The organism is Hydrogenophaga aquatica, from assembly GCF_054780915.1.
Window position 1 is genome coordinate 572,309 of record NZ_BAAGVK010000011.1, and the last position, 26,960, is coordinate 599,268.

Sequence of the window (26,960 nt, forward strand, 5' to 3'; positions counted from 1 at the left end):
CTGTTGTTGGTTTCCACGATGTTATTCCACTCTTCCATCAGGCGCGAACTCGCCCGCAGCTTTGGCGCCAGCCTGCTCGTGCTCATCACCATCGTCATCACGATGCTGCTGATCCGCACGCTGGGCCTGGCCCACAAAGGCAGCGTGGACCCGCAAGAGATCATGCTGGTGCTCACCTACACCGTGCTGGGCCGGCTGCCCACGGTGCTGACACTGGCGCTGTTCGTCTCCATCGTATCCACGCTGTCGCGCATGTACCGCGACAGCGAGATGGTCATCTGGTTCAGCAGCGGCCATGGCCTGGCCAGCTTCCTGCGCCCGGTAATGCGTTTTTCCTGGCCAGTGCTGCTGGTCATCATGCTGATGGTGCTGTTCGTGTGGCCCTGGGCCAACCAGCAGACCGACGACCTGCGTGAACGGTATGAGCGGCGCGGCGACCTTGAGCGCATTGCGCCCGGGCAGTTCCAGGAGTCCTCCGATGGCCGCCGGGTCTTCTTCATCGACAAGGACACCGCCGATGGCAAGGAGGGCCGCAACGTTTTCGTGGCGAGCACCGAGTCCGATGGCAGCGAAAGCATCACCTCGGCGCGCTCGGGCCGCATCGAGTGGATGGGCGACAGCCAGATACTGCTGCTGAGCCAGGGCCAGCGCCTGGAGCAGCGCCGCGGCAACGAAGGCATGCTGCTGCGCATCAGCGAGTTTGAAGAGTACGGCGTACAGGTGGGCAGCGCGCCAGCCATCGATGGCAGCGCCCGCGGCCTCAAGTCCTTGCCCACCAAGACGCTGATCGAACAGCCCAACCGTGCCTACCTGGGCGAACTGGGCTGGCGCATTGGCATGGGCCTGACGGCGCTGAATTTCGTGCTCCTCGCCCTGGCTGTCTCGGCGGGCAACCCGCGAGCGGGCCGCAGCGGCAACCTCATCTTCATGCTTTTTGCCTTCATCTTTTATTACAACCTGCTCAACCTGGGGCAGAGCTGGGTGGCGTCGGGCATGGTCAACCTTGCGCCCTTCATGCTGGGCCTGCACGGCAGTGTGCTCGCGCTTTCGCTGCTTTGGCTGGCCAAGCGCCACTACAACCTGCGCCTGTGGCCGCGCAGGCGCACCATCGCGAGGGCCGCAGCATGAGAACCCTGCGCCGACTGGTTTACGGTGAGATCCTGCTGGCGGTGGGCTTTGTGCTGCTGGCCTTCCTGGGGCTGTTCCTGTTCTTCGACTTTGTCGACGAACTGCCCGCGCTGGGCCGGGCGTCCCCCATTGACGCAAGCAAGGTCTATGGCCTGCAACATGCCCTGCTTTACGTGCTGCTGCTGGTGCCCAACCGGGTTTATGAACTGATGCCGATCGCGGTGCTGATCGGTTCGGTGTTTGCGCTGGCACGCCTGGCCCAAAGTTCGGAATACACCATCCTGCGTACCAGCGGCCTGGGCCCCTGGCGGGCACTGCGCACACTGCTTGGGCTGGGCGCCGTGTTCGTGGTACTCACTTTCGGCATTGGAGACTACCTCGCCCCGCTGGCAGACCGCACCGGCCAATTGCTCAAGGCGCAGTACCAGGGACGCATCAGCGTCGGGCAGACTGGCGCCTGGCTGAAGGAACGGCAGGATGGCCGCCAGTATTCCGTGAACATCCGCGCGATGGACGCCAATGGTGAACTGCAAGGCGTGAGGCTGTTCGAGTTCTCGGCCGACGGGCGCCTCGTCATGCTGCTGACGGCCGAGCATGGGCAGGTTGGCTCCGACACCTGGACCCTGAGCGAGGTTCGCAGCACCCACTTCAACACGGCCAGCACCGAGACGGCTGCCGTTGAACAGCGCCAGCAAGCCAACCTGACTTGGCCCACAGGCATTTCCATCGAGATGGTTTCGGCCGCTCTGCTGAAACCTGAACGCATGCGCACGGTGGACCTGTTCCAGTACATCCGCCACCTGGAAGCCAACAACCAGTCTGCCCAGCGCTACGAGATCGAGTTCTGGCGCAAGGTGTTCTACCCCCTCAGTTGCCTGGTGATGGTGGTGCTGGCGCTGCCCTTCGCCTACCTGCATTTCCGCTCTGGCGGCATTGCGGGGTACGTTTTCATGGGCGTGATGATCGGCATCAGCTTCTTCCTGCTCAACAACGTGTTTGGCTACATCGGCAACCTGCGGGCCTGGGAGCCCTGGGTGGCGGCGGCGTCACCGGCGCTGCTGTATTCACTGGCGTCGCTGGGCGCTTTTGGCTGGCTGGTGCTCAGGCGCTGAGGAACAACTATGCGTGGCGTGATTGTCTTTGCCCATGGTTCGCGCGACCCGCTGTGGCGTGTGCCTGTGGAGGCCGTGGCCCAGGCGGTGCGCGAGCGCGACCCGCAAGCCCTGGTGAGCTGCGCTTACCTGGAGCTGTGCGAACCCAGCCTGCCCGAGGCTGCCGCCACGCTGGTGAGCCTGGGCACCACGGACGTGCGCGTGCTGCCGCTGTTCTTTGGCATGGGCAAGCACGCGCGTGAAGACCTGCCGCAGTTGATGGAAGACCTGCGGGCAGCTCACCCGTCAACCAGCTTCCGGCTGCTGCCCGCTGCCGGAGAACACCCGCGCCTGACCGCACTGCTGGCCGAATTGGCCCTGGAGAACCCCGCATGAACCTGCACCAGTTCCGCTTCGTGCAGGAGGCGGTTCGCCGCAACCTGAACCTGACCGAGGCTGCCAAGGCCCTGCACACCTCCCAGCCCGGCGTGTCCAAAGCCATCATCGAGCTGGAAGACGAGTTGGGCGTCGAGATATTCGCCCGGCACGGCAAGCGCATCAAACGTGTGACAGAACCCGGCACGCACGTGCTGCGCAGCATCGAAATCATCATGCGCGAGGTGAATAACCTCAAGCGCATCGGCGAGCAGTTCTCGGCGCAGGACAGCGGCACCATCAGCATTGCCACGACCCACACGCAGGCCCGCTACGTTTTGCCTGGTCCAGTGGCCAAGCTGCGGCAGGCCTACCCCAAGGTGGGTGTCAGCCTGCACCAGGGCTCCCCCGACCAGGTGGCACGCATGCTGCTGGACGACGTGGCCGACATTGGCGTGGCCACCGAGTCCCTCTCGCAGTACGAGGACCTGATCACCCTGCCCTGCTACGACTGGCAGCACACGCTGGTGCTGCCTTTCGCGCACCCCTTGTTGGACAAGGAACGCATCAGCCTGGAAGACCTGGCCAAGGTGCCGCTGATCACCTACCACCCTTCTTTCACCGGACGCACGCGGATTGACCAGGCATTCGCCCAGCGACACCTGCAGCCCAATGTGGTGCTGGAGGCGATTGACTCGGACGTGATCAAGACCTACGTGAAGCTGGGCATGGGCGTGGGTGTCGTGGCGGAAATGGCCATGCAAGGCGAAGAACGCAACCCCGACCTGGTGGCCCGCCCGGCAGGTTACCTGTTCGGGCAGAACACAGCCCGCGTTGCCTTCAAGCGCGGCGCCTACCTGCGCCTATTCGTCCTGCGCTTCGCGGAACTGCTGAGCGACCGGCTCAACCGCAACCTCATCCTCAAAGCCATGCAGGGCGGTGGCCCAGACTACGAACTCTGAAACCAGAAGAACCATGAGCGAGACAAACACCCCGCGCACCCCCAGTTTGCAAAGCCGTCTGCCCAACGTGGGCACCACGATCTTCACGGTCATGTCTGCCCTGGCGGCAGAAACCGGCGCAGTGAACCTGGGCCAGGGCTTCCCCGACTTTGACTGCGATCCGCGCCTGGTGGACGCGGTGACGCAAGCCATGCGCGCTGGCCTGAATCAGTACCCGCCCATGACCGGCGTGCCGGTGCTGCGTGAGGCCGTTGCACGCAAGGTGCAGACGTTGTACGGCCATGCCTACGACGCGGGCAGCGAGATCACCGTCACAGCGGGCGCCACGCAGGCCATCCTCACGGCCATACTGGCCGTGGTGCACCCGGGCGACGAGGTGATCGTGCTGGAGCCATGCTACGACAGTTATGTGCCCAACATCGAACTGGCCGGTGGTGTGGTGGTGCGTGTGCCATTGACCCCTGGCACCTTTAGGCCGGACTTTGAAAAGATCGCGGCGGCCATGACGCCACGCACGCGCGCCATCATCGTCAACAGCCCGCACAACCCGAGCGGCACGGTGTGGAAGCGCGACGACATGCTGCGCCTGCAGGAACTGCTGGCCCCTACCGACGTACTGCTCATCAGCGATGAGGTGTACGAGCACATGGTCTACGACGGCCAGCCGCACGAGAGCGCCGCACGCTACCCCGGGCTGGCGGCACGCGCCTTCATCGTGAGCAGTTTTGGCAAGACCTACCACGTGACCGGCTGGAAGGTGGGCTACGTGGCCGCGCCCGCACCGCTGATGGCGGAGTTCCGCAAGGTCCACCAGTTCAACGTGTTCACCGTCAACACGCCCATGCAGCACGGGCTGGCTGCCTACATGGCCGACCCGGCGCCCTACCTGGAGTTGCCCGCGTTTTACGCAGCCAAGCGCGACCTTTTCCGCCAGGGCCTGACAAGGACACGCTTCAAGATGCTGGCCGGCGAAGGCACCTACTTCCAGTGCGTCGATTACAGCGAACTGGCCGTGCCAGAGCGCAGCCTGAGCGAGGCCGATTTCTGCCAGTGGCTGACACGCGAGGTGGGCGTGGCGGCCATCCCCCTTTCAGCGTTCTACGGCAACGGCTTTGACCAGCATGTGGTGCGCTTCTGCTTTGCGAAGAAGGACGAAACCTTGCGCCTGGCGCTGGACCGGCTGGCCCGGCTCTGAAATAACCCCGACGCCAAACAGGTTGACAACCCCGGTCACAGGCAGACAATGCCCTCGGGGATGGGACGGACACGCCGCAGACACGTGCACCGGACACCTCCACAACCGAGGAGAACGGTCATGAACACCAATCTGAGGAGCGCGGTCTGGCTGCGCATTGCGGTGGTCTATTTTTCCGTAGGGGTGCTGATCGGGGTAGGAATGGGTGCCAGCGGCGACTTCACCCTTCGACCCGCACACGCCCACATCAACCTGCTGGGGTGGGTTTCGATGAGCCTCTTTGCCTTCGTGAACCACACTTGGCCATCCACGGCCCAGGGCAGGCTCGCCACCATCCATTTCTGGCTCTTCAACCTGACGTTGCCGGTGTTGCTCGCACTGCTCGTGGTCGAACTGCTCGGGTACGCGGCTGTGGGCCCGTTGCTGGGCCTTGCGTCAGTGCTGGTCGGTCTGTCCGTGGTGCTGTTCGCCGTTCAGGTATGGCGAACGGTGGCGCCCTGAGCCTTAACCGCCCTGCACCTGCACCCAGGCCCGCTCCAAGCGCTTGACGCTGACCGGTTGCGGGGTGCGCAGTTCCTGCGCGAACAGGCTCACGCGCAGTTCCTCCAGCAGCCAGCGGAACTCTTCCAGGCGGCTGTCCAGGGTGCCCTTGCGTTCTGCCACCAGGCGCCAGAACTTTTGCTCCAGCGGGCGCAGTTCGCTCAGGCGGGCTGCATCGCGGGCGCTGTCGGCGCGCCATTTGTCCAACCGCAGCACGATAGCCTTGAGATAGCGCGGCAAGTGCTGCAGCTGCGTCCAGGGCGTGTCGACGATGAAGCGTTTGGGGCACAAGCGCTGCAGCTGCTGCTGGATGTCGGCCACGGCATCGGTGGCGCCCTTGCTGTCCTTCACCTTGCGCGTGGCCGCCGCGAACTCCTGCAGGATGTTTAGCGCCAGGCGCGCCACCTCGTTGGCGATGAGCGTGAGGCGGCCACGCCCTTCGTCCAGCCGCTGGCGGAAGGCAGATTCGGTGGTGGGCAGGGGCTCCAGCAGGAAGGCACGCTCCAGGGCCACGTCGATGATCTGGGTACGCAACTCCTCCAGCGTGCCCAGCGGCATGTAGGCCACGGCCATCTTCTGCAACTCGGGGATGTTCTTTTCCAGATACTTGAGGGCGTCCCGAACCTGCAGTGCAAAAAGGCGGCGCAGGCCGACGCGGTGCTTGGCTGCCGCCACGGCGGGGTCGTCAAACACCTCGATGGCCACCGCGTCGCCCTGGTCCACCAGGGCGGGAAAGCCGATAAGCGTCTGTCCCCGCTGACGGATTTCGAGCAGTTCCGGCATCTCGCCGAAGGTCCAGGCTGTGTAGCGTTGCGCGCCGTCCAGGGGCGCATTGGCATTTGTTGCTCCACTGGCTTTGGCCTGCTGCGCTTGCGCCGCAGGCCCTTGGCTCCCTTTGGGCATAGCAGTGGCCGTGGAAGGTGCCCCACCGCCATCCTTGCCCTTGCCAGACGAACCCGCTGACGTGGCTGTCTGTTGCGGCACGTTTGCAGACTCGCTGCCGGCCGCTCCGCCCTGCAAACGCAATCCCGCCAAGGCCTGGAACGCACCGCGTGCTTTCACGCCCCACTCTGCCTTGAGCGCAGGCAGGTTGCGGTTCTGGCCCAACTGCCTGCCGTGTTCGTCCACCACGCGCAGGTTCATGAAGTGGTGGGGCTGCAGCATGTCGAGCTTGAAATCGGCGCGCTTCACGTCCAGCCCAGTCATCTGGCGCACCTCGGTCAGCAAGGCGTCGGTCAATGCACCCTGCGCCCAGCGTTCAGGCGCGCTGAGCAGCGCGGCCAGCTTTTCGGCGCTTTCTGGCAGCGGCACCAGACGCGCGCGCGGCTTTTGCGGCAGGCTTTTCAGCAGGGCCTGTATCTTGTCCTTCAGCATGCCGGGCACCAGCCATTCGCAGCGGTCTTCCTGCACCTGATTGAGCACGAACAGCGGCACGGTAACGGTGAGCCCGTCCTTGGGGTCACCGGGTTCGTGCAAGTACGTGGCGGCGCAGTCCACACCACCGAGCTTGATGACCTTGGGGAACGCCTGCGTGGTGATGCCCGCCGCCTCGTGGCGCATCAATTCCTCGCGCGTCAGGCGCAGCAACTGGGGCTGCTCGCGCACGGTATGGCGGTACCAACGTTCCAGTTCGCGGCCGCTGCAAATGTCGGCGGGCAACTGGCTGTCGTAGAAGGCGTAGATGAGCTCGTCGTCCACCAGAACGTCTTGCCTGCGGGACTTGTGCTCCAACTCCTGCACCTGCGCGATGAGCTTGCGGTTGGCGCCCAGGAACGGCAGGCGGCTCACGCTTTCGGCGGGCCAGGTGTCGTCGTGCAGGGCGCCTACCAGGGCCTCGCGGATGAAGATTTCACGCGCGCCAGCCGGGTCCACACGGCCGTAGTTGACGCGGCGCTGGTTATAGATGACCAAGCCATAGAGCGTGGCGCGCTCCAACGCCACCACCTCGGCAGCCTTCTTTTCCCAGTGGGGGTCGAGCATCTGCTTCTTCAGCAGGTGCGCACCCACCTGTTCCAGCCACTGTGGCTCAATGGCGGCAATGCCCCGCCCGAACAGGCGGGCGGTTTCCACGAGCTCGGCGCAGACGATCCAGCGCCCGGGCTTCTTGCTGAGGTGTGCCCCAGGGTGGCGGTGAAACTTGATGCCGCGCGCGCCCATGTAGACGTCTTCGGTCTCGTGTTTGCAACCAATGTTGCCCAGCAGACCGGACAGCATGGACAGGTGCAGTTGCTCGTAGCTGGCAGGGAGCGTGTTGAGCTTCCAGCCATGCTCCGCCACCACGGTGTGGAGCTGGCTGTGGATGTCGCGCCACTCGCGGACACGGCGCACGCTGATGTAGTTCTGGCGCAGCAAAGCCTCGTACTGGCGGTTGCTGAGCTTGTGTTCGGCATGCCCATCCTTGGGCTTGCCGCCGCGCGAGTTCGCCAGCCACTGCCACAGCTTGAGGTAGCTGGTGAATTCGCTCTTCTCGTCGTCAAACTTGGCATGCGCCTGGTCTGCCTGGGCCTGCGCCTCCATGGGGCGTTCGCGCACGTCCTGCACGCTCAGCGCACTGGCAATCACCAGCACCTCGTCCAAAGCTTGGCGCTCGCGCGCTTCCAGAATCATTCGGCCCACGCGCGGGTCCAGCGGCAGCTTGGCCAGTTCGCCGCCGAGCTTGGTGAGCTCGTTGGCCTCGTCCACCGCGCCCAGTTCCTGCAGCAGCTGGTAGCCGTCGGTGATGGCGCGGCGCGAAGGTGCCTCCAGGAAGGGGAATTCCTCCACGGCCCCCAGGTGCAACGACTTCATCCGCAAAATCACCGCCGCCAGCGACGAGCGCAGGATTTCGGGGTCGGTGAAGCGCGGGCGGGCGTTGAAATCGGCCTCGTCATACAGCCGTATGCAGATGCCGTCGGCCACACGGCCGCAACGGCCAGCACGCTGGTTGGCCGCCGCCTGGCTGATGGGCTCCACCAGCAACTGCTCGACCTTGCTGCGCAGGCTGTAGCGCTTGACGCGCGCCGTGCCCGCATCGATGACGTAGCGGATGCCCGGCACGGTGAGCGAGGTTTCCGCCACGTTGGTGGCCAGCACAATGCGCCGCTCGCGACCGGGGTGGAAGATGCGGTCTTGCTCGGCCTGGCTGAGCCGCGCGAACAGGGGCAGCACTTCGGCATTGCGCAGCACCGGCTGGTGGCTCAAGTGCTTGCGAAGGTGGTCGGCCGCCTCGCGGATCTCGCGCTCGCCCGGCAGAAAGACGAGGATGTCGCCCCCGTGGGCGCCGCCGCGCCAGAGTTCGTCCACACCGTCGGCGATGGCGTCGTTCAGGTCGAAGTCCCGGCTTTCCTCGAAGGGGCGGTAGCGAACCTCCACGGGGTAGGTGCGGCCCGACACCATCAGCACCGGCGCGGGGCCCTTCCTTGAAGCAAAGTGCTGCGCGAAGCGGTCGGCGTCGATGGTGGCGGATGTGACGATGACCTTCAAATCCGGCCTGCGCGGCAGGATCTGCTTGATGTAGCCCAGCAGGAAGTCGATGTTGAGGCTGCGTTCATGCGCCTCGTCGATGATGAGCGTGTCGTAGGCACGCAGCAGCGGGTCGGTCTGCGTTTCGGCCAGCAGGATGCCGTCGGTCATCAGCTTGACCGATGCACTCTTGCTCAGCCGGTCGTGAAAGCGCACCTTGTAGCCCACCACCTCGCCCAGCGGGGTGTGGAGTTCCTCGGCAATGCGGCTGGCCACTGAACTGGCTGCAATGCGCCGGGGCTGGGTGTGGCCGATGAGCTGCCCGCGCTCCCCCGGCTTGGCGTTGGCCCGTCCCCGCCCCATGGCCAGGGCGATCTTGGGCAACTGGGTGGTCTTGCCAGAGCCCGTTTCGCCACAGACGATGATGACCTGGTGCTCGCGCAGGGCGGCCTCGATCTCGTGGCGTTTGCCGGAGACGGGCAAGGATTCGGGGAACTCGATCTTCAAGGCGGGAGCTGTCAAAACGGGCTATGGCTGGGCAGAAACCTGAAAAGGCGAAGCTTGCGATTATCCTTGCGGTCTGGGCCACGCGGTGGCCACCTGCTCTTCCCACAACCCCGAACATGTCCACGGTCTTCAACTTCACCTTCGTGCCCTGGTTCCGCTCGGTCGCGCCGTACATCCACAAGTTCCGCAACCAGACTTTCGTGGTGGGCGTGCCAGGCGAGGCCATTGCCGCCGGCAAGCTGCCCAATCTGGCGCAGGATCTGGCGCTCATCCAGAGCATGGGCGTGCGCGTGGTGCTGGTGCACGGCTTTCGCCCGCAGGTGAACGAACAGCTGCGCGCCAAGGGGCACGAGGCGCGATACCACAACGGCATCCGCATCACCGACGAGGTGGCCCTGGACTGCGCGCAGGAGGCCGCCGGGCAGTTGCGCTACGAGATCGAGGCCGCGTTCAGCCAGGGTCTGCCCAACACCCCCATGGCGGGCGCCACGGTGCGCGTCATCTCGGGCAACTTCATCACCGCGCGCCCGGTGGGCATTGTGGATGGCATCGACTTCCAGCATTCCGGCCTGGTGCGCAAGGTGGACGTGGCGGGCATGATGCGCGCGCTGGACATGGGCGCGATGGTGTTGCTCTCGCCCTTCGGTTTTTCGCCCACGGGTGAAGCCTTCAACCTGAGCATGGAGGAGGTGGCCACCAGCGTGGCCATCGCACTGCAGGCAGACAAGCTGCTGTTCGTGACGGAGATTCCCGGCATCCGCATGGACCCGCATGCCCCCGAGAGCGAGGACAACCCGATCGACACCGAGCTGCCCCTGGCACAGGCCGAGAAGATCCTGGCCGAACTGCCTCCCAGCCACTTGCCTACCGACGTGGGCTTTTACCTGCAGCACTGCGTGAAGGCCTGCAAGGCCGGCGTGGAGCGCAGCCACATCATCCCCTTCGTGGTGGACGGCGCCTTGCTGCTGGAGGTGTACGTGCACGACGGTATCGGCACCATGGTGGTGGACGAGAAGCTGGAAGAACTGCGCGAAGCCAATTCCGACGACGTTGGCGGCATCCTGCAGCTGATCGAGCCCTTCGAGAAGGATGGCACGCTGGTCAAGCGCAGCCGCACCGAGATCGAGCGCGACATTGCCAACTACACCATCATCGAGCACGACGGCGTCATTTTTGCGTGCGCGGCGCTCTACCCCTACCCCGAGGCACGTACCGCCGAAATGGCGGCACTCACGGTGTCGCCCCAGGCACAGGGCCAGGGTGACGGCGAAAAGATCCTCAAGCGCATTGAACAGCGAGCCAAGTACATGGGGCTGGACAGCATCTTTGTGCTCACCACGCGCACCATGCACTGGTTCATCAAGCGCGGCTTCCAGCCGGTCGACCCGGACTGGCTGCCAGACGCCCGCAAGCGCAAGTACAACTGGGACCGGCGCAGCAAGGTCTTGGTCAAGAAACTGAGCTGACCGCTGCCAGGCCCTTGTCCGCGAAAGGACAAGGGCTTTTTTGCAAAGCTTAATAGGAACGGTTATCATTCGCGAAATCAAGTTTCCGCCAAGGACCTGTTCATGATCGTCTGTGTCTGCCACCGCGTCAGCGACAAAACCATCGAGCGCCACGCCCGCATGGGGGCGGATTTCGACACCATCCAGTTTGAACTGGGCGTAGCTACGCAGTGTGGCAAATGCGAAGGCTGCGCACGCGACCTATGGGCGGAATGCCAAAAGCGGCATGCCGTGGCGCACATCAGTTCCGCCGAGGCGCAGCCCCAGACGACCTGGGCCAATCTGGCCTGCGCCTGAGCCCGCATCGGGCCACCGCTGGCCAGAACAGACGCCAGCGGATGGCACACCCCCTTCTCCGTGGCTCAAGGCCTTGAACGAATGCCGCCCACAACCACGGCACCTAGGCTCTCGCAACGCTCACCCGAACGCGCGCAATCGCCACCGTCTTGCAGCCAGTGATGGGCATGCCCCACGCAAGCCACCTGACACAGCACCTGCTCAGCCTGCGGCATGGACTCCCCTGGAGAGGACGATGGTGCACGCGACAAGAGGGGCGCACGCGGAACGAGTGCCCCAGAAGCCCCCAACCCCCAAAGCGACTGCGTTCGGGCCAGAACCAGGCCCCCTCGCAGGCGCACGATCTCGGCCTGCAACTCTGCCGTCTTGCGTTGGTTGTCGTTGAGCAGTTCGTCGAACAGGGATTGCAAGCGCGCCATGCGCTTTACCAGCACCGCATGCTCCGCAGCAAGCCCCTGCCCTCCGCCCTCGCAATCACACATCAACGGCGGCGGCTCCCATACCAAATGCATCCGGCCTGCCCCAGCCTCCGGCTTCCATGCCCTGCTCATCCCGGCGCCCTCATTGCACCAGGCTGGCTGCGCCATGCCAAAACCGGGGTGTCTTGATGCCACCTTCTGCTGGGACGGCATGTGCAGCCAGTTGCTGCCAAGTCTTCTGCAGCCGCGCCAGCACCAGGGCAAACTCCGGCGTAAAGCCCGGATGGTGCTGCAAGGAAAACAGGTTGTGAGAAATCTTGTTGGCCATCAACAGTCGTTGCCCGTTGTCACTTGCCTGAACGTGGGCCGTCATCAACGCCAGGGTACCTGCAAGCAGTGCCTCAGCGCGCGGCAGGGTGTATTCGTCACTTTGGGCGCGGGTATCACCATGCATGGCCAAGCTCTCCATTGTTTGTGAACATGGATTTTATTTTATGCGAATGATTCTCGTTTGCAAATGAAAATTCAGGGCATCCCGTTGGGACCATCGATCCGTCCACGCAACGGCTTAAACTTGTCCCATGCAGCAGCCAACCGGCCCACGCGCAAGCAGAAAGGACACCCCATGAAAGGCGACCCCCAAGCCATCGCCCACCTGCAGGCCCAGCTCAAGAACGAGCTCACCGCCATCAACCAGTACTTCGTGCACTACCGCATGCTCAAGAACTGGGGGCTCGACAAGCTGGCCAAGAAGGAATACGCCGAATCCATCGGCGAAATGAAGCACGCCGACCGCTTGATGGACCGCATCTTCATGCTCGACGGCCTGCCCAACCTGCAAGACCTGGGCAAGCTCAACATCGGCGAAGACGTGCCAGAGATCCTGAAAAGCGATCTGGCGCTGGAACGCGCTGCGCAGGCCACCATCAAGGACGGCATAGCCCACTGCGAAAGCGTGCGTGACTACGTTTCGCGCGACCTGCTGCAAGACATCCTGGACGACACCGAGGAGCACATCGACTTCCTCGAAACCCAGATCGACCTCATCGACAAGGTCGGCCTGCAGAACTACCAGCAAAGCATCATGGGCGAGATCGAGTAAGCCTCGGCACCCCCGCACAGGCACAAAGGGCCCCGGCGCAAACCGGGGCCCTTGTCATTTGAGCTTCACCGCGCCAGGGCGTACAGCCCCGGCAAACGTCAGGCAGCGGTCACCGCCTCAGCCGCAGGCTGCGGCGTGCGGATCAGGTAATCAAAGGCGCTCAACGCGGCCTTGGCGCCCTCTCCCGCCGCAATCACGATCTGCTTGTACGGCACCGTGGTGCAGTCGCCGGCGGCGAACACGCCCGGCACATTGGTGTGGCCCTTGGCGTCCACCACGATCTCGCCAAAACGGCTCAGCTCCACCGTGCCCTTGAGCCATTCGGTGTTGGGCACCAGGCCAATCTGCACGAAGATGCCCTCCAGCTCCACGTGATGCTCGGCGCCACTCACGCGGTCCTTGTAGCGAATGCCGTTCACCTTGCTGCCGTCACCGGTGATCTCGGTGGTTTGCGCGCTGGTGATGATGGTCACGTTCGGCAGGCTCTTGAGCTTGCTCACCAGAACTGCATCCGCCTTGAGCTGGTCGGCGAATTCAATCAGCGTCACGTGCTGCACGATACCGGCCAGGTCGATGGCCGCTTCCACACCGGAGTTGCCCCCACCAATCACCGCCGTACGCTTGCCTTTGAACAACGGGCCGTCGCAATGCGGGCAATAAGCCACACCCTTGTTCTTGTACTCCTGCTCGCCGGGCACGTTCACGTTGCGCCAGCGCGCACCGGTAGACAACACCACGCTGCGCGACTTGAGCACGCCACCGTTGGCCAGGTGCACCTCCACCAAGCCGCCTTCCTGTGCGGCAGGCACGATCTTCGCCGCCTGCTGCAGGTTCATGATGTCCACTTCGTAATGGCGCACCTGGGCTTCCAGCGCGGCAGCAAACTTGGGGCCATCCGTCTCCAGCACCGAGATGTAGTTCTCGATCGCCATGGTGTCGTTCACCTGGCCGCCAAAGCGCTCGGCCACCACGCCGGTGCGGATGCCCTTGCGCGCCGCGTATACCGCAGCCGCCGCACCAGCAGGGCCACCACCCACCATCAGCACGTCGAAGGCATCCTTCGCGCTCAGCTTGGCGGCTTCTTTGGCGGCGGCGTTGGTGTCCAGCTTGGCCACAATCTCTTCAATCAACATGCGGCCGGAGCCAAACACCTTGCCATTCAGGTAAACCATGGGCACGGCCATCACCTCGCGGTCCGTCACCTCCTGCTGGTACAGCGCGCCGTCGATCACCACGGTCTTCACCTTCGGGTTCAGCACGGCCATCAGGCTCAACGCCTGCACCACGTCCGGGCAGTTGTGGCAGCTCAAGGACATGTAGACCTCGAAGTTGTAGTCGCCGTCCAGACCCTTGATCTGCTCGATCACCTCAGGCTCCACCTTGGGCGGGTGGCCACCCGTCCACAACAGCGCCAACACCAGCGACGTGAACTCGTGCCCCAGCGGCACGGCGGCAAAACGCAGGCTCATGTCGGAACCCAGGCGCTTCAGGCTGAAGGAAGGCTTGCGCGCGTCGTTGCCATCGGTGCGCACGGTGATCTTGTCCGACAAACCGGCAATGGTCTGCAGCAGCTCCAGCATCTCGCGGGCGCCATCGGAATCGTCCAGCGACGCCACCATTTCAAACGGCTGGGTCACTCGCTCCAGGTAGGCTTTGAGTTGGGCTTTCAGGGTGTCGTCGAGCATGGTTTCTTCCTTGTGGTGCGGTTGTGTCTGGTTAGGCAGGTGCCTGTGTTCTTGAATGACTCAAGTATAGATACTGACTATTGATTTATGGATTCATTTTTCAAAACCTATCAATAGTCAAAATCCATGCTCCTCGTCGTGCGAAACAAAAAAGGGGCGTTGCCCAAGGCAACACCCCCTGTTGATACCTGCTTGCGCGGGTTCCTGAGTTGAGCAGGATCAGATCTTGCCAACCAGTTCCAGCGAGGGAGCGATGGTCTTTGCGCCTTCGTTCCACTTGGCGGGGCACACCTGGCCGGGGTTGGCGGCGGTGTACTGGGCAGCCTTCAGCTTGCGCAGGGTTTCCTTCACATCACGGGCGATTTCGTTGGAATGCACTTCCATCGTCTTGATCACGCCATCGGGGTTGATCACGAAGGTGCCGCGCAGGGCCAGGCCCTCTTCGGGGATGTGCACGCCAAAGGCGTTGGTCAGGGCATGGGTGGGGTCGCCCACCAGCGGGAACTTGGCCTTGCCCACGGCGGGAGAAGTCTCGTGCCACACCTTGTGCGAGAAGTGCGTGTCGGTGGTCACGATGTAAACCTCGGCACCGGCCTTCTGGAACTCGGCGTAGTTGTCAGCGGCATCTTCCACTTCGGTGGGGCAGTTGAAGGTGAAGGCGGCCGGCATGAAGATCAGCACGGACCACTTGCCCTTCAGGCTTTCGTCGGAGACTTCGATGAACTTGCCATTGTGGAAAGCCTGGGCCTTGAACGGCTGCACTTGGGTGTTGATGAGGGACATTGCTGTTTCCTTTTGCTTGAAGTTGAAGGATGGAGAAATTTGTCAGGACCCGGCAATCATAGCTTGAAACAATGGCTTTTCTGCATTGATAGTCACTATCACACCGATAGGAAACGAACCGAACAAATATCGAAACAAGAACGATTCTCGTTTATGTTAATATAACGGATTGTCAGCCAGCCACAACGTGCCCGTGCGTTGCCAGCCAGCCAGAAACCCCTCTAGCAACAACGCTGCAACCATGTCACGCTCCAGCCGCCGCAAGGCTTCGTCCCGTCCATCGCAACACCCCACTGCCACCCCGTCCGCCGCCAAGGCCGCCTTACTGCCGCTGGGCGCCATGCTCCTCGCGGGCTCGGTAAGTGCATTGGCGCAAAACGCTCCCGCGGCAGAGGCAACCCTCTCCACCGTTACCGTCAAAGAACAGGCCGAGCCGGAAGAAATCAAAGCCAAGAGCACCCTGCGCGCCACCGACACACGCATAGGCAAGGGCCAACAACAGTTGCGTGACATCCCGCAGAACGTCACGGTGATGACGGAGCAACTGCTGGACGACCGCAACCTTGACAATTTCCGCGATGTGCTCAAGACGACGGCGGGCGTCACCTTCCTGGCTGGCGAAACCGGCGAGGAAGATGTGCGGCTGCGCGGCTTCTCGCTGGGTCAGGCGGGAGACATTTACCGCGACGGCATGCGCGAGGGCCAGCTGATCACGCGCGACACGTTTGCCACAGACCGCGTCGAAGTACTCAAGGGATCTGCCTCCATGCTTTTTGGCAAGGGTTCCACCGGCGGTGTAGTCAACCAAGTGACCAAGCAACCGTTCCTGCTGGACCGCTACGAAGCAGAGTTGACCGTGGGCACAGGCAATCACAAGCGAGCGCAGGTCGACCTCAACAAACAGCTTAGCCAGAGCAGTGCCATCCGTCTGAACGCCATGGTGCAGGACGCTGACAACAAGGGGGCCAAAGACGACCGGGAAGGCTTGGCCGCGAGTTGGCGCACAGGCATAGGCGAACGCGACGAATTCCAGGTGGACCTCTACCACCTCAAGACGGAACAGCGCCCGATCTACAACCACCCTCAACTGCTGACCGGCGTTGCTGGTGACGCCAAGCGCTATATCGTTCCCGTGCTGGACCCGGAAAACTTCTACGGCCTGGCCAGCGACTACCTGCACAGCGAACAAACGGCTCTGTCTGTCTCACACACCCACCGATTCAGCGCAGACGAAGAGCTCAAGACCACGGTACGCCATGGCCGCTACGAGCGTGACCTCTGGGCCACCGTGGTTTCGTTCGCTGCGGCGGGGAGTCAGCCCAATGGACAAGCCATCAGTCTGACCAACCTTCCCACCGCCAACACGGTGTTGAACAGAAACAACTTCAAAGGCCGCCGGGGCATCAGCGACATCACCCAGGTTCAGAGCGATTACAGCAACAAGTTCAAGCTTGGCGGCACCGGCCATCACCTGACAGCCGGGGTGGATCTCACCATGGAAGATGCCTTGCGAAACAACAGCAATGGCGGAGGCAATCTTGCCAACACGGCAGACACTGCCAGCACCCGCCTGACCACAGTAGGCAACCCCAATGATGGGGCCTATCGAGTGGATACTCGCAGTTGGGCATACAACAGCTTCGATGCAAAAAGCCTTGGTCTTTACGTGCAGGACGTAGCCACCATCACACCTACCGTCAAGCTGGTCGGCGGCGTGCGGTTCGACCACTTCAAAGCCAACTACCGCGATACCGCCGGCAACAGCGGGAGTATGAAGGAAAACCTTTGGAGTCCACGGGTTGGCGCGCTCTTCCAGCCTGATGATGCCTCGTCGTATTACATCTCGTTCGGTGAGTCTTACAACACTTCTGGCGATACTTACCAGTTCGCACTAGGAAACCTGGCAGCCAACAGCGCGAACGGCCGCATGGCCAATACTCCGCCAGAGAAAAGCCGCAACTTTGAAGTCGGTGGCAAGTGGGATTTGTTCGAAAAACGCGCGACCCTGAACGTTGCCTTGTTCCACTCCGAGAAATACAACGAGCGCAACACCGACCCGGACAGCGCCGCTACCCAGATGTTGCTGTCCGGCAAGCGCCACGCCAGCGGCATGGAGATCAGTGCCGCTGGCCGCATCACGCCCAAGTGGGAAGTGTTCTACAACCATACGTGGATCCCCAGCGCCAAGATCGACAACTGCAATGCAAACACCTGCACCGGCAACGCACCGCGTCAAGGCGATCGCCCTGGCCTGACGCCCAAGCACAGCCTGAGCGCCTGGACCACCTACCGCGTGGCACCCCAGTGGCGTGTCGGCCTGGGTGCCACCTACCGCAGCGAGCAGACACCGCTGACCAGCCGTATCAACACCGCGCGCGCCTTCACCGTGTGGGACTCCATGGTGGAATACACCGTGGACGAACACACGACCGTCAAACTCAACGTGAGCAACCTGACCGACAAAACTTACGCCGACAGTCTGTACACCGGCTTCTACACCCCAGGCGCTCCGCGCAAGGTCATGCTGTCCGTCAAAACCGTGTTCTGATCATGCTGCTGCAACTGCCCCAGATTCTGAACCGGGACGAAGTACGCGCCATGCGCGACCGGCTGGCCGACGACGCACTTTGGATCGACGGCCGCACCAGCGCAGGGACACAGGCGCTGGAGGTCAAACGCAACGAACAGTTGGCGCAAGACAGTCCCCTGGCTCAAGAACTGCAGTCCCGCATTCTGGCGGCAGTGCAGCGCAACCCCCTGTTTTTCTCGGCAACCCTCCCACGGCGCTGCTACAACCCGCTGTTCAACCGCTACACGCCGGAACACCCCACCTACGGGCCACACATCGATGGCGCGGTTCTGCATTCGCGGCGCAGCCAGGAATGGGTTCGAACCGACGTATCCTGCACGGTGTTCCTCAGCGACCCCGACGAATACGACGGTGGTGAACTCACCATCCATGACACCTACGGCGTCAAGCAGGTCAAGCTGCCCGCTGGCAGTGCCGTCATCTACCCCGGCACCAGCCTGCACGAGGTCACGCCCGTCACCCGCGGCGCGCGCATCGCCTCTTTCTTCTGGATCGAAAGCATGGTGCGCAGCGACGAGCAGCGCCGCCTGCTTTTCGAACTGGACATGAACCTGCTCAAACTGCGCGAGCGTCACGGCGAAACGGCCGAAACCACCGCGCTCACGGGCGTGTACCACAACCTTCTGCGTCAGTGGGCCAGCACATGAATGCATCGCCACGGCTACAGCCGCTGCCGCCCGGCCTTGTCAACCTGGCCGACCACGAAGCCCATGCCCGCCAGGTTCTGGGCGATGCCACCTGGGCCTACTTCAACGGCGGTGCAGGCGACGAAATCACCCAGCATGCCAACCGGCAGGCGTGGGACGCCTTGCAGCTTCTGCCGCGTGTGTTACAACCGCTGGAAGGCCTGAACACCAGCACCTCCCTGCTGGGGCGGGCCTGGCCCAGCCCCATCCTGGTGGCGCCCATGGCCCATCAATGCCTTGCCCACCCCGACGGTGAACTTGCCACCGCCGTGGCCGCCGCCGCGCTGGGCGCTGGCATGGTCCTCAGCACCCAAAGCAACACGCCGCTTGAAACCGTTGCCCAAGCCTACCTGCCCGACTCGGCACGCGGGCCACTGTGGTTCCAGCTCTACGCACTGGGCGACCGCGTCTGGCTTCGCGAGCTCATGCAGTGCGCCAAGGGCGCCGGTTTCGAAGCGCTTGTGCTCACCGTGGACGCCCCCGTCAACGGCGTGCGCGACCGCGAGCGCCGCAGCGGTTTCGCCTTGCCGCCGGGCTTGTCTGCCGTGCATGCCCCGCCCCTCCATGTGGCTGGCAGCTGGAACCAGTTGATGGCGCAAGCCCCCACCTGGGACGATCTGCGCTGGCTCACCGAGAACACCCCGCTGCCCGTGCTGCTCAAGGGCATCACCCACCCTGACGATGCCCGGCTCGCCTGCGAGCTGGGCGTGGCCGGTCTGATCGTGTCCAACCACGGCGGCCGGGTGCTCGACACCCTGCCACCCACCGCCACGCTTCTGCCGCTCGTGGTCGACGCCGTGCAAGAGCGCTGCCCCGTGCTGGTGGACGGCGGTATTCGGCGCGGCACAGACGTCATCAAGGCACTGGCCCTGGGTGCCCAGGCGGTGCTTGTCGGACGTCCCGTGCTCTACGGACTCGCCAACGCTGGGGCTGCAGGCGTTGCCCACGTCCTGCGCCTGCTATTGGACGAATTCCATGCAGCCATGGCCTTGTGCGGCAAACGACGGGTGCAGGAGATCAACTCTTCCTTGATTTTTCAATCATACAAATAAACACGATTGATTCTCATTTATAATTTTCAGACACGCCCGTTTGATGTCATGATTGAAATATCCGTCCTGTTTGGCAGTCTGCTGCTTGTCGTCCTGACAGCCTGGTGGGCTCTGCGGTGACACACACCATGCCCCTCGTGCACTCAGCTCCTCCTCTGCAACCTCGCAACATTGCTGTTGCCACGCTGGTGGTGGCGGCCCACGCAGGCGTGCTGTGGCTGGCTCACGCGGCCCTGCAAAGCCGCCCTGCGGAAGTGCTGATTCCCGCCCAGGTGCTGATGGATCTGGTGCAGACCGAACCCCGCCAAAGTGCCACCCCGGCACCCAAGCCGGTACAAGCACCCCAGCCTCCCGCCAGGCAAGCGGCACCTGCCCGGCCTGCCCCGGTTACACCTCCTTCCAAGGCGGCGCAGCCGCTGGCAGCCCCCGTCGCCGAAACGTCACCCATGGCGCCGCTGGCGGCACCACCGGCCGAAAGCGCCCCAGCGCCCTCTTCTGCCCAGCAGGTTGCAGCCGCGCCGGCAGCACCTGCCACGACTGCGGCGCCCCCCACGCAGCCGGCAGCGCCGCGCATAGAGCTGCCATCCTCGCAGGCCGATTACCTCAACAACCCCAAGCCTGCGTACCCCCCGTTGAGCAGGCGTCTGCGAGAGGAAGGCAAGGTCGTCATGCGCGTGCTGATTGAGCCTGACGGCACCGCCTCCAAGGCAGAAATCCGCACGTCTAGCGGCTACGACCGCCTGGACCAGACCGCCCTGCAAACCGTGCTGCGCTGGCGCTATGTGCCCGGCAAGCGCAACGGTGTGCCCGAGGCGATGTGGTTCAACGTCCCCATCAATTTTGTTCTGGAGTAAATAGACACCATGGAAAACGCATTCGGGCTCGCACACGTGTGGCAACAGGGCGACTGGGTCATACGCATCGTCGCGCTGATCCTGCTGGCCATGTCCATCACCACCTGGGTGGTAATCGCCATCAAGGCGCTCAACCTGCGTCGCCACCGCGCCCAGGCCCGTGCCTGCGACAGCTTCTGGCACAGCAAAGACTTCGCTGAAGGCCTCAACAAGCTGGGCGCTGAAGCCGACAACCCCTTCTACGTCATGGCACTGCAAGGCCGGGAAGCCACCACACACATCCTGCACCTGGACGGCGAGCACCCGCGCCAGCTGCATGACAGCCTGGACGTCAGCGAATGGGTCACCCGCTGCTTGCGCAACGCCATCGACGACTTCACCGCCCGCCTGCAATCGGGCCTCGTCGTCCTGGCCTCCGTCGGCTCCACGGCTCCCTTCATCGGCCTGTTCGGCACAGTCTGGGGCATCTACCACGCCCTGCTCGGCATCGGTGTCTCCGGTTCCGCCACCATTGACAAAGTGGCCGGCCCCATTGGCGAGGCGCTCATCATGACGGCCTTTGGCCTGGTGGTCGCCATTCCCGCCGTGCTCGGCTACAACGCGCTCGTCCGCGGCAACAAGTCAGTGCTACACAAGCTCAACCGCTTCGCACACGACCTGCACGCCTACTTCGTCACGGGTGCCCGGGTGAGCGGTGAATCCAGCGACAGCACCAAGGTGCTGCCCATGAAGAAAGCCTGAGGACACGGTCATGGCCTTTTCCACGCCCGAACAGGACGACAGCGAAGTCCTCAGCGAGATCAACATGGTCCCGCTGATCGACGTGATGCTCGTGCTGCTGATCGTCTTCATGATCACGGTACCGGTCATGAAGAACTCGATCGACGTCAATCTGCCGCAAGCCGCGGCCCAGCCCAGCCAGGACAAACCCGAAACCGTGCGCCTGAGCGTTGACGCCGAGGGCCGTTACCACTGGAACGAAGCCCCCGTGAGCGACGAAGAGCTGCAGGCCCGCCTGGAAACCGCAGCGCGGCAGGAGCCGCAACCCGAACTGCACATCCGGGGAGACAAATCGGTGCGCTACGAACGCGTGGCCCAGGCCATGGCATCAGCCCAGCGTGCCGGGGTGCGCAAACTGGGCTTCATCACCGAACCATGAACCGCCCACCCACCCCTTCGTCAGGCGCCAACCAGATTGTTCCGCAGTCCATCCAGGGGGCTGCGGGCGGGAGCCGTCACGCGCTGGACCAAGGCGATGCCCCTCTCGTCGACAGCGACCTGCTCCTGCGGGGCCAACGCGAAATCCGCATCGCCCACAACGGCATCACCTACCGCTTGCAAGCGACCAGGCTGGGCAAGCTCATCCTCACCAAGTAGATTGCCGCGCATCAGTCAGCGGGTGCCTTGGGCTGCAACCTGAGGGGTTCATGGCGCAACGTGCACCTGTCGTCAGGCAGGGGCTGGCGCAACACCATCTGAAACGACCGCTTCAACCAGTCTTCAGGGTTGAAGAAGTCCCGCAGCCCCAACTCCCGGTAGACGGCTTCATTCAGCACGTACTCCACTACCACTTCGTTGCCTGCAAGCACTTGCACTTCCAGCTCGCGCTTCGGCCAGCCCACCCCCATCACGGTACCGGTACCCGCTGTCACTTGGTAGCGGCCGGGCCCCAGCAGCAGCACGTCGCACTGTCCCGCCTGCATCGACGCCACCTTGACCCCATCCACCCAGAACGGCAACTCCAAAACGACACCCAGCGGCGCGTTCGGCGCCAGCAGTGTCAACGTTGCCATGCCGTCCGCCACCACCCTGGGCTTGACGTCTTCCGCCAGGGGAACCTCTTGGGGAGGCGGAGTCTCGTCCGTCGGCATGCCTCCCGGCAACTTGTGCCAGAGCGTCCTCGGACGCTGCCAACCGTCCTTCTCGATGCCTGCGCAGTAAAGTGAAGCCAGCCCGCTTGGCCCGACGCGGCTGACCACACCCATGATCTGCTTCACCGCCCCGGGCGATATGTCGCCGTAGTAGCAACCACCGTTGGCCAGCGACGGTGCCCTCACCCGGCTCACCCTGGACGGCGGCCGCTCTGTCCGTACCATCTCCACCACCTGGCCCGGCTGAACAGACATGCCTTCCGGCAGCAAAGTGGGTACCCAGTGGCTGCGCTTGACGCCTGAAACCGTGTTGTTCCAGTAGATGTAGTCCCTGACCATGATTACCCTGCCCTGGTCGACCATTTCAGCCGTGTAGCCGTTTTCCGCCATTACACGGCCCCAACCCGGCGCCGTCACCCCAGGGGCAATCTCGTCAGCCTGCAAACTTTCCTTGGTCACCGCGTGGGAAACTTCACCCAGCAGCAGTGTGCCCACCGGCAGCTCAACGCCCTTGGTCGAGGCGCACCCCGTCAGGAACGCCGTCACAAGCACACCTATCAACCTCCAGCGCTTTTTGCCACACATCAGCCACCTCCATCGGTAAGCAAATGCCCCCACATTAGCGCCGCCCCGCTGGCCATGTCTTGACCCATCTCAAGGCGCCAGATAGACCCCAGAGACCCGTCAAAAAAATGCCCCCGCCGGTGGGCGGAGGCACGTGCTTCAAGCGAAAAAGCCGATCAGAGTCCCAGCGCGGCAATCCCGGCCTTGGCAATCTGCGCATCTTCGGTGGACTTGACCCCACTGACGCCAACAGCGCCAATGCACTGCCCGTCCTTGATGATCGGCACACCGCCTTCCAGCATGCCTTCAATCGCGGGTGCGCTCAGGAAAGACACACGACCCTGGTTGATCACATCCTCGTAAGACTTGCTCTCACGGCGCCCCATGGCGGCAGTGTGCGCCTTGGCGGGTGCGATGTGAGCGGAAATCGCGGGACAACCATCCAGGCGCTGCAGCCACAGCAGGTGTCCGCCGTCGTCAACGATGGCGATCGTCACCGCCCAGTGGTTCTTCTGGGCTTCGGCTTCTGCGGCAGCCGCAATGGCCTTGACGTCTGCAAGTTCGAGCACGGACTTGGTTTTCATGAACTTTTCCTTTTCACGGGTCTCTGAATCAACGAAGGCGCAAGCTTAAACGTTTTGACGCATGGGTATGGCTGGCGCCCGTAGAATGACCCATCGTTTCAATGAGGAGCAAACAGCAATGACCGATCAGACCCACAGCTACGGCCACTTTGGCACTTCCGTTGCACTGCAGCAGCGCAACCGGGTGTTGCGCAATACCTATTGGCTGTTGGCGCTGAGCATGCTGCCCACCGTGCTGGGCGCCTGGATCGGCGTTGCCACGGGCATCACGGCGTCGCTCACTGGCGGCCTGGGCCTGGTGGTGTTCCTGGGTGGTGCCTTTGGCTTCATGTTCGCCATCGAGAAAACCAAGAACTCCGCGGCTGGCGTGCCCGTCCTGTTGGCCTTCACGTTCTTCATGGGCCTCATGCTGTCACGCATGCTGGCCATGGTCCTGGGCTTCAAGAACGGCTCCGACCTGATCATGACAGCCTTTGGCGGCACGGCTGGCGTGTTCCTGGTCATGGCCAACCTGTCCACCGTGATCAAGCGCGACCTGGAAGGCTTGAGCAAGTGGCTCTTCATGGGTGCCATCGTGCTGCTCATCGGCGGCATCATCAACGTCTTTGTTGGCAGCCCTATCGGAATGGCCGTGATCAGCGTGATGGCCATCGGCATCTTCAGCGCCTTCTTGCTGGTGGACCTCAAGCGCATTGTCGACGGCGGGGAAACCAACTACATCAGCGCCACACTGGGCCTGTACCTCAGCCTGTTCAACATCTTCCAGAGCCTGCTGGCGTTGCTGGGGCTGTTCGGCGGTGAGCGCGACTGACGGGGCGCCAGACCGGCATCCGCCGGTTCATGCACGGGGGCCATTCGGCCCCTTTTTCATGCTCGCGCGTCAAGTTCGTGCATGAATCGCCGAAAATCCTAGCATGCAGGCCAATTTCTCCTCCCATTCTTCCACGCGCTTGCGCTCCCTCTTCTGGCTGCCCTTGTTGCTGGCCTTGGCTGGCTGTGATCAGCTGGGCATCGAAACACCAGCCATCGTGGCCGCCAAGAAGGAAGCCGAGGGGCGCGCCATAGGCAGTGCATGCCGACATGCCGTTCGAAGCATCGAAGACTGCTACCGCAACAACCCCAAGTCGCCCAAGGCCGCGATATTCGATGGCTGGCGCGAAATGGACGGCTACATGCGCGAGAACGACATCCAGGGCATGCCGTACCAGCCCACCCCCGAGCCAGCAACCGAACCGGCACAAGACCATGCGCCTGCGGCACAGCAGCGCCCGGCGGGCGCAGCCCCTGCGGCGGCAAACGGCAATGGCCGCCCCGGCCAGGCAAGCACAGCGCCGACCGGCGGCATCCCGTTGATACAGGGGCTGCCACAGCGCCCGAACATCGCACCTTCCAAGTGATGCTTGCCCGGGCGGACCTGCGGGATCAGGCCGCCCGCTCGAACACCGCGATGCTCTCGACGTGCGCGGTGTGCGGGAACATGTTCACCACCCCCGCAGCCGTGCAGCGGTAGCCCGCCTGGTGCACCAGCAGCCCGGCGTCTCGGGCGAGCGTGGCGGGGTTGCAACTGACGTAGACGATGCGCCTGGGTGCCTGCCACGGCTGGCCCGAGGGCGTCAGCAGCGGGGAGCCACCAGCCAGACTTGCCTGATGGATATCGGCGATGGCCTTGGCCAGGGCAAACGCCCCCTCACGCGGCGGATCCACCAGCCATTTGTCGGCAACACCGTCTGCCACCAGCATCTCGGGCGTCATCTCGAACAGATTTCGCGCGACGAAACGGGTAGGTGCCAGCCCGCCCCGGCTCGACTGGTTGCGCTCCAGGTTCTCTCCCGAGCGCGTGACCAATGCCTGACTGCCTTCGATCCCCACCACCTCGGCCGCCTGCGTGGCCAACGGCAGCGTGAAGTTGCCCAGCCCGCAGAACCAGTCGATCACGCGTTCGTGCCTGCCCACGTCAAGCAAGCGCAGCGCCCTGGAAACCAGCACCCGGTTGATGTGGGGGTTGACCTGGGTGAAGTCGGTCGGCCTGAACGGCATGGTGATGCCGAATTCCGGCAGGCCGTAGGACAGCTCAGGCGTATCCATCGCGCCGTCCAGCAGGTGCACGGTGTCCGGCCCTTTGGGCTGCAGCCACCATTGAATGGGCTGCTCTTCGTTGCTGTGCTCGCGCGCGAAGGCACGCAAAGCATCCTTGTCGCCAGCGCTCAGCGGCTCCAGGTGCCGCAACACCAGCGCCGTCACGTTGTCGCCACAGGCCAGTTCGATCTGCGGACAGGTCTCCCGTGCCTGTAGGCTATAGATCAGTTGACGCAGGGGGCGCAACAAGGCGCTCACATGGGGCGGCAGCACGTGGCAGACCGACATGTCTGCCACGTAACGGCTCTTGCGCTCGTGGAAACCCACCAGCACCTCACCCTTCTTGTGCACGTAGCGCACCGACAGGCGCGCCCGGTAGCGGTACCCCCACGACGGCCCGGAGATAGGGCGCAGCAACGCCTCAGCCCGGACCTTGCCCAAGTGCCACAGGTTGTCCTCCAGCACACGCTGCTTGGTGGCGACCTGCGCGGCAGGCTCCAGGTGCTGCATCTTGCATCCACCGCAGGCCCCGGCGTGCAAGCCGAAATGCGGGCACTTAGGCCGCACCCGTTGGGCGGACTCACGGTGAATGTCAGTAAGCGTTGCCTGTTCCCACTGGTTCTTCTTGCGGTGTGTCTGTGCGCTCACCCATTCGGTAGGCAGCGCACCGTCGATGAAGACCACCTTGCCATCTGGCTTGCGCGCTACACCCTGGGCCTCCAGGTCCAGTGAAACGACTTCCAGCCAACCTTCGGGCAAGGCAGACGACACGTTCCCATCGGGCACCAGCGTGCCCGCTTGCTGCTCGGCGGTCTCCATCAGCGCGCCGGCAGATGCTTGAGGGGATCGACCGGCTTGCCCTGGCGGCGAACCTCGAAGTGCAGCTTGACCCGATCGGCGTCGCTGCTGCCCATCTCGGCGATCTTCTGCCCCTTGCGCACGGTCTGGTCTTCACGTACCAGCAAGGCCTGGTTGTGCGCGTAAGCGGTCAGGTAGGTGTTGTTGTGCTTGAGGATCACCAGGTTTCCGTAACCGCGAAGACCCGCTCCTGCATAAACCACACGCCCATCGGCGGCGGCGAGCACGGCATCACCTGCTTTGCCGCCAATCCCCACACCCTTGTTGCGCGATTCATCGAACGCATCAATCACCGGGCCCGAAGCGGGCCAGATGAAGCTGAGTTCCTCTGACGGGGCGACCGGCGGCTGGGCCGCGCCACCCGGCGACGAAGAAGGCGCCGCGCTGCCAGGCGTGCCAAGCGGCTGCCCCTGGACCGACGAACCACCGATGGCGCTGGTGGTGGGCCCGGCTGGTGCTGCCACCGATGCAGACGCCGTGGCCTGGGGAGGAACGACACGCAGAACCTGCCCCACTTCAATAAGGTTGGGGTTGACAATGCCGTTCCAGGCTTGGATGTCGCGCCAGGCCTGGCCTGTTTCAAGACCGATGCGCATGAGCGTGTCGCCCGGGCGAACGGTGTAGTAGCCAGGTTTGCCTGCGTTTTCGGCACCTGGTGGCAAAGGTTGGGCAGTTGTTGTTGCCGCAGAACCGGTGCGGTCAACCACGGGAGCACGCTGGGCGGGTCTTTTCGGGGCTGCGCAAGCCCCCAGCAGAACAACAGCGACGACGGCCGCTCCCCACTTCAACATGCGC

Annotated in this window: 27 protein-coding genes; 18 read left to right on the plus strand and 9 right to left on the minus strand. The window is 63.5% G+C overall.

The window, feature by feature from the left end; genetic code table 11:
* Positions 1-18 precede the first annotated feature (18 nt).
* The 6 genes from lptF to ACYVHH_RS10105 all read left to right on the plus strand — a co-directional run bounded on the left by lptF (position 19) and on the right by ACYVHH_RS10105 (position 5,252).
* Complete coding sequence (gene lptF / locus ACYVHH_RS10080; protein WP_460565008.1) at positions 19-1,128, plus strand: LPS export ABC transporter permease LptF; 1,110 nt, start codon at positions 19-21, stop codon at positions 1,126-1,128.
* Positions 1,125-2,240: an LPS export ABC transporter permease LptG gene (gene lptG, locus ACYVHH_RS10085; RefSeq protein ID WP_460565009.1), complete on the plus strand. Its 1,116-nt coding sequence runs from the start codon at positions 1,125-1,127 to the stop codon at positions 2,238-2,240. The genes lptF and lptG overlap by 4 nt, the downstream gene beginning before the upstream one ends.
* A gap of 9 nt (positions 2,241-2,249) precedes the next feature.
* On the plus strand, positions 2,250-2,615 hold the full coding sequence (locus ACYVHH_RS10090) for a sirohydrochlorin chelatase (RefSeq protein ID WP_460565010.1): 366 nt from the start codon (positions 2,250-2,252) through the stop codon (positions 2,613-2,615).
* Positions 2,612-3,556, plus strand: coding sequence for a CysB family HTH-type transcriptional regulator (locus tag ACYVHH_RS10095; protein WP_460565011.1), 945 nt, complete (start codon positions 2,612-2,614; stop codon positions 3,554-3,556). The genes ACYVHH_RS10090 and ACYVHH_RS10095 overlap by 4 nt, the downstream gene beginning before the upstream one ends.
* A gap of 13 nt (positions 3,557-3,569) precedes the next feature.
* Positions 3,570-4,751 carry a pyridoxal phosphate-dependent aminotransferase gene (locus ACYVHH_RS10100; protein ID WP_460565012.1) on the plus strand — a complete coding sequence of 394 codons (1,182 nt, stop codon included), beginning with the start codon at positions 3,570-3,572 and terminating at the stop codon, positions 4,749-4,751.
* Positions 4,752-4,871: 120 nt separating this feature from the next.
* Positions 4,872-5,252, plus strand: a complete 381-nt coding sequence (locus tag ACYVHH_RS10105) for a hypothetical protein (RefSeq protein ID WP_460565013.1) — start codon at positions 4,872-4,874, stop codon at positions 5,250-5,252.
* A gap of 3 nt (positions 5,253-5,255) precedes the next feature.
* On the opposite strand, the gene hrpA is transcribed toward ACYVHH_RS10105, so the two are convergent.
* Positions 5,256-9,239 carry an ATP-dependent RNA helicase HrpA gene (gene hrpA, locus ACYVHH_RS10110; protein ID WP_460565014.1) on the minus strand — a complete coding sequence of 1,328 codons (3,984 nt, stop codon included), beginning with the start codon at positions 9,237-9,239 and terminating at the stop codon, positions 5,256-5,258.
* A 116-nt stretch (positions 9,240-9,355) separates the two neighbouring features.
* On the opposite strand from hrpA, the gene argA reads away from it, so the two are divergent.
* Together argA and ACYVHH_RS10120 are read left to right on the plus strand one after the other, a co-directional pair.
* A complete protein-coding gene (argA, locus tag ACYVHH_RS10115) occupies positions 9,356-10,705 on the plus strand; it encodes an amino-acid N-acetyltransferase (protein ID WP_460565015.1) in 1,350 nt (449 codons plus the stop codon).
* Positions 10,706-10,807: 102 nt separating this feature from the next.
* Entirely contained in the window at positions 10,808-11,041 is a 234-nt protein-coding gene (locus ACYVHH_RS10120; protein WP_460565016.1) for a (2Fe-2S)-binding protein, read from the plus strand.
* A gap of 65 nt (positions 11,042-11,106) precedes the next feature.
* Here ACYVHH_RS10120 and ACYVHH_RS10125 read toward each other — a convergent pair whose 3' ends face one another.
* Positions 11,107-11,460 (minus strand): hypothetical protein, encoded by a 354-nt coding sequence (locus tag ACYVHH_RS10125; RefSeq protein ID WP_460565017.1) that lies wholly within the window; start codon positions 11,458-11,460, stop codon positions 11,107-11,109.
* Positions 11,461-11,602: 142 nt separating this feature from the next.
* Positions 11,603-11,914, minus strand: a complete 312-nt coding sequence (locus ACYVHH_RS10130) for a hypothetical protein (RefSeq protein WP_460565018.1) — start codon at positions 11,912-11,914, stop codon at positions 11,603-11,605.
* Positions 11,915-12,085: 171 nt separating this feature from the next.
* Here ACYVHH_RS10130 and bfr point away from each other — a divergent pair, with 171 nt between their 5' ends.
* Positions 12,086-12,562, plus strand: a complete 477-nt coding sequence (gene bfr / locus ACYVHH_RS10135; protein WP_460565019.1) for a bacterioferritin — start codon at positions 12,086-12,088, stop codon at positions 12,560-12,562.
* A 98-nt stretch (positions 12,563-12,660) separates the two neighbouring features.
* Here bfr and ahpF read toward each other — a convergent pair whose 3' ends face one another.
* Both ahpF and ahpC read right to left on the minus strand, forming a co-directional pair.
* Complete coding sequence (gene ahpF / locus ACYVHH_RS10140; protein ID WP_460565020.1) at positions 12,661-14,247, minus strand: alkyl hydroperoxide reductase subunit F; 1,587 nt, start codon at positions 14,245-14,247, stop codon at positions 12,661-12,663.
* Between the two features lie 219 nt (positions 14,248-14,466).
* Positions 14,467-15,030: an alkyl hydroperoxide reductase subunit C gene (ahpC, locus tag ACYVHH_RS10145; RefSeq protein ID WP_068166484.1), complete on the minus strand. Its 564-nt coding sequence runs from the start codon at positions 15,028-15,030 to the stop codon at positions 14,467-14,469.
* 241 nt (positions 15,031-15,271) lie between these two features.
* Between ahpC and ACYVHH_RS10150 the strand changes: the two genes are divergently transcribed.
* The 7 genes from ACYVHH_RS10150 to ACYVHH_RS10180 all read left to right on the plus strand — a co-directional run bounded on the left by ACYVHH_RS10150 (position 15,272) and on the right by ACYVHH_RS10180 (position 21,589).
* Positions 15,272-17,578: a TonB-dependent receptor gene (locus tag ACYVHH_RS10150; protein WP_460565021.1), complete on the plus strand. Its 2,307-nt coding sequence runs from the start codon at positions 15,272-15,274 to the stop codon at positions 17,576-17,578.
* A gap of 2 nt (positions 17,579-17,580) precedes the next feature.
* Positions 17,581-18,267, plus strand: a complete 687-nt coding sequence (locus ACYVHH_RS10155; RefSeq protein ID WP_460565022.1) for a Fe2+-dependent dioxygenase — start codon at positions 17,581-17,583, stop codon at positions 18,265-18,267.
* Positions 18,264-19,358 (plus strand): alpha-hydroxy acid oxidase, encoded by a 1,095-nt coding sequence (locus ACYVHH_RS10160; protein ID WP_460565023.1) that lies wholly within the window; start codon positions 18,264-18,266, stop codon positions 19,356-19,358. Before ACYVHH_RS10155 ends, ACYVHH_RS10160 begins: the two co-directional genes overlap by 4 nt.
* A 128-nt stretch (positions 19,359-19,486) precedes the next feature.
* The gene (locus ACYVHH_RS10165) at positions 19,487-20,212 is read left to right on the plus strand and encodes an energy transducer TonB (RefSeq protein ID WP_460565024.1); all 726 of its coding nucleotides are present in this window, start codon (positions 19,487-19,489) and stop codon (positions 20,210-20,212) included.
* Between the two features lie 9 nt (positions 20,213-20,221).
* Entirely contained in the window at positions 20,222-20,953 is a 732-nt protein-coding gene (locus ACYVHH_RS10170) for a MotA/TolQ/ExbB proton channel family protein (RefSeq protein ID WP_460565025.1), read from the plus strand.
* A 10-nt stretch (positions 20,954-20,963) separates the two neighbouring features.
* Complete coding sequence (locus tag ACYVHH_RS10175; RefSeq protein WP_460565026.1) at positions 20,964-21,371, plus strand: ExbD/TolR family protein; 408 nt, start codon at positions 20,964-20,966, stop codon at positions 21,369-21,371.
* Positions 21,368-21,589, plus strand: coding sequence for a hemin uptake protein HemP (locus tag ACYVHH_RS10180; protein WP_460565027.1), 222 nt, complete (start codon positions 21,368-21,370; stop codon positions 21,587-21,589). Before ACYVHH_RS10175 ends, ACYVHH_RS10180 begins: the two co-directional genes overlap by 4 nt.
* Positions 21,590-21,600: 11 nt before the next feature.
* On the opposite strand, the gene ACYVHH_RS10185 is transcribed toward ACYVHH_RS10180, so the two are convergent.
* Together ACYVHH_RS10185 and ACYVHH_RS10190 are read right to left on the minus strand one after the other, a co-directional pair.
* Positions 21,601-22,668, minus strand: coding sequence for a hypothetical protein (locus tag ACYVHH_RS10185; RefSeq protein WP_460565028.1), 1,068 nt, complete (start codon positions 22,666-22,668; stop codon positions 21,601-21,603).
* A gap of 155 nt (positions 22,669-22,823) precedes the next feature.
* The gene (locus tag ACYVHH_RS10190; RefSeq protein WP_460565029.1) at positions 22,824-23,231 is read right to left on the minus strand and encodes a GlcG/HbpS family heme-binding protein; all 408 of its coding nucleotides are present in this window, start codon (positions 23,229-23,231) and stop codon (positions 22,824-22,826) included.
* A 118-nt stretch (positions 23,232-23,349) separates the two neighbouring features.
* Here ACYVHH_RS10190 and ACYVHH_RS10195 point away from each other — a divergent pair, with 118 nt between their 5' ends.
* Both ACYVHH_RS10195 and ACYVHH_RS10200 read left to right on the plus strand, forming a co-directional pair.
* Positions 23,350-24,042, plus strand: a complete 693-nt coding sequence (locus tag ACYVHH_RS10195) for a Bax inhibitor-1 family protein (RefSeq protein WP_460565030.1) — start codon at positions 23,350-23,352, stop codon at positions 24,040-24,042.
* Between the two features lie 103 nt (positions 24,043-24,145).
* The gene (locus tag ACYVHH_RS10200) at positions 24,146-24,628 is read left to right on the plus strand and encodes a hypothetical protein (RefSeq protein WP_460565031.1); all 483 of its coding nucleotides are present in this window, start codon (positions 24,146-24,148) and stop codon (positions 24,626-24,628) included.
* A gap of 25 nt (positions 24,629-24,653) precedes the next feature.
* On the opposite strand, the gene rlmD is transcribed toward ACYVHH_RS10200, so the two are convergent.
* Positions 24,654-26,126, minus strand: a complete 1,473-nt coding sequence (gene rlmD / locus ACYVHH_RS10205) for a 23S rRNA (uracil(1939)-C(5))-methyltransferase RlmD (RefSeq protein ID WP_460565032.1) — start codon at positions 26,124-26,126, stop codon at positions 24,654-24,656.
* Positions 26,126-26,956 carry a peptidoglycan DD-metalloendopeptidase family protein gene (locus tag ACYVHH_RS10210; RefSeq protein ID WP_460565277.1) on the minus strand — a complete coding sequence of 277 codons (831 nt, stop codon included), beginning with the start codon at positions 26,954-26,956 and terminating at the stop codon, positions 26,126-26,128. The genes rlmD and ACYVHH_RS10210 overlap by 1 nt, the downstream gene beginning before the upstream one ends.
* Positions 26,957-26,960: the final 4 nt, after the last annotated feature.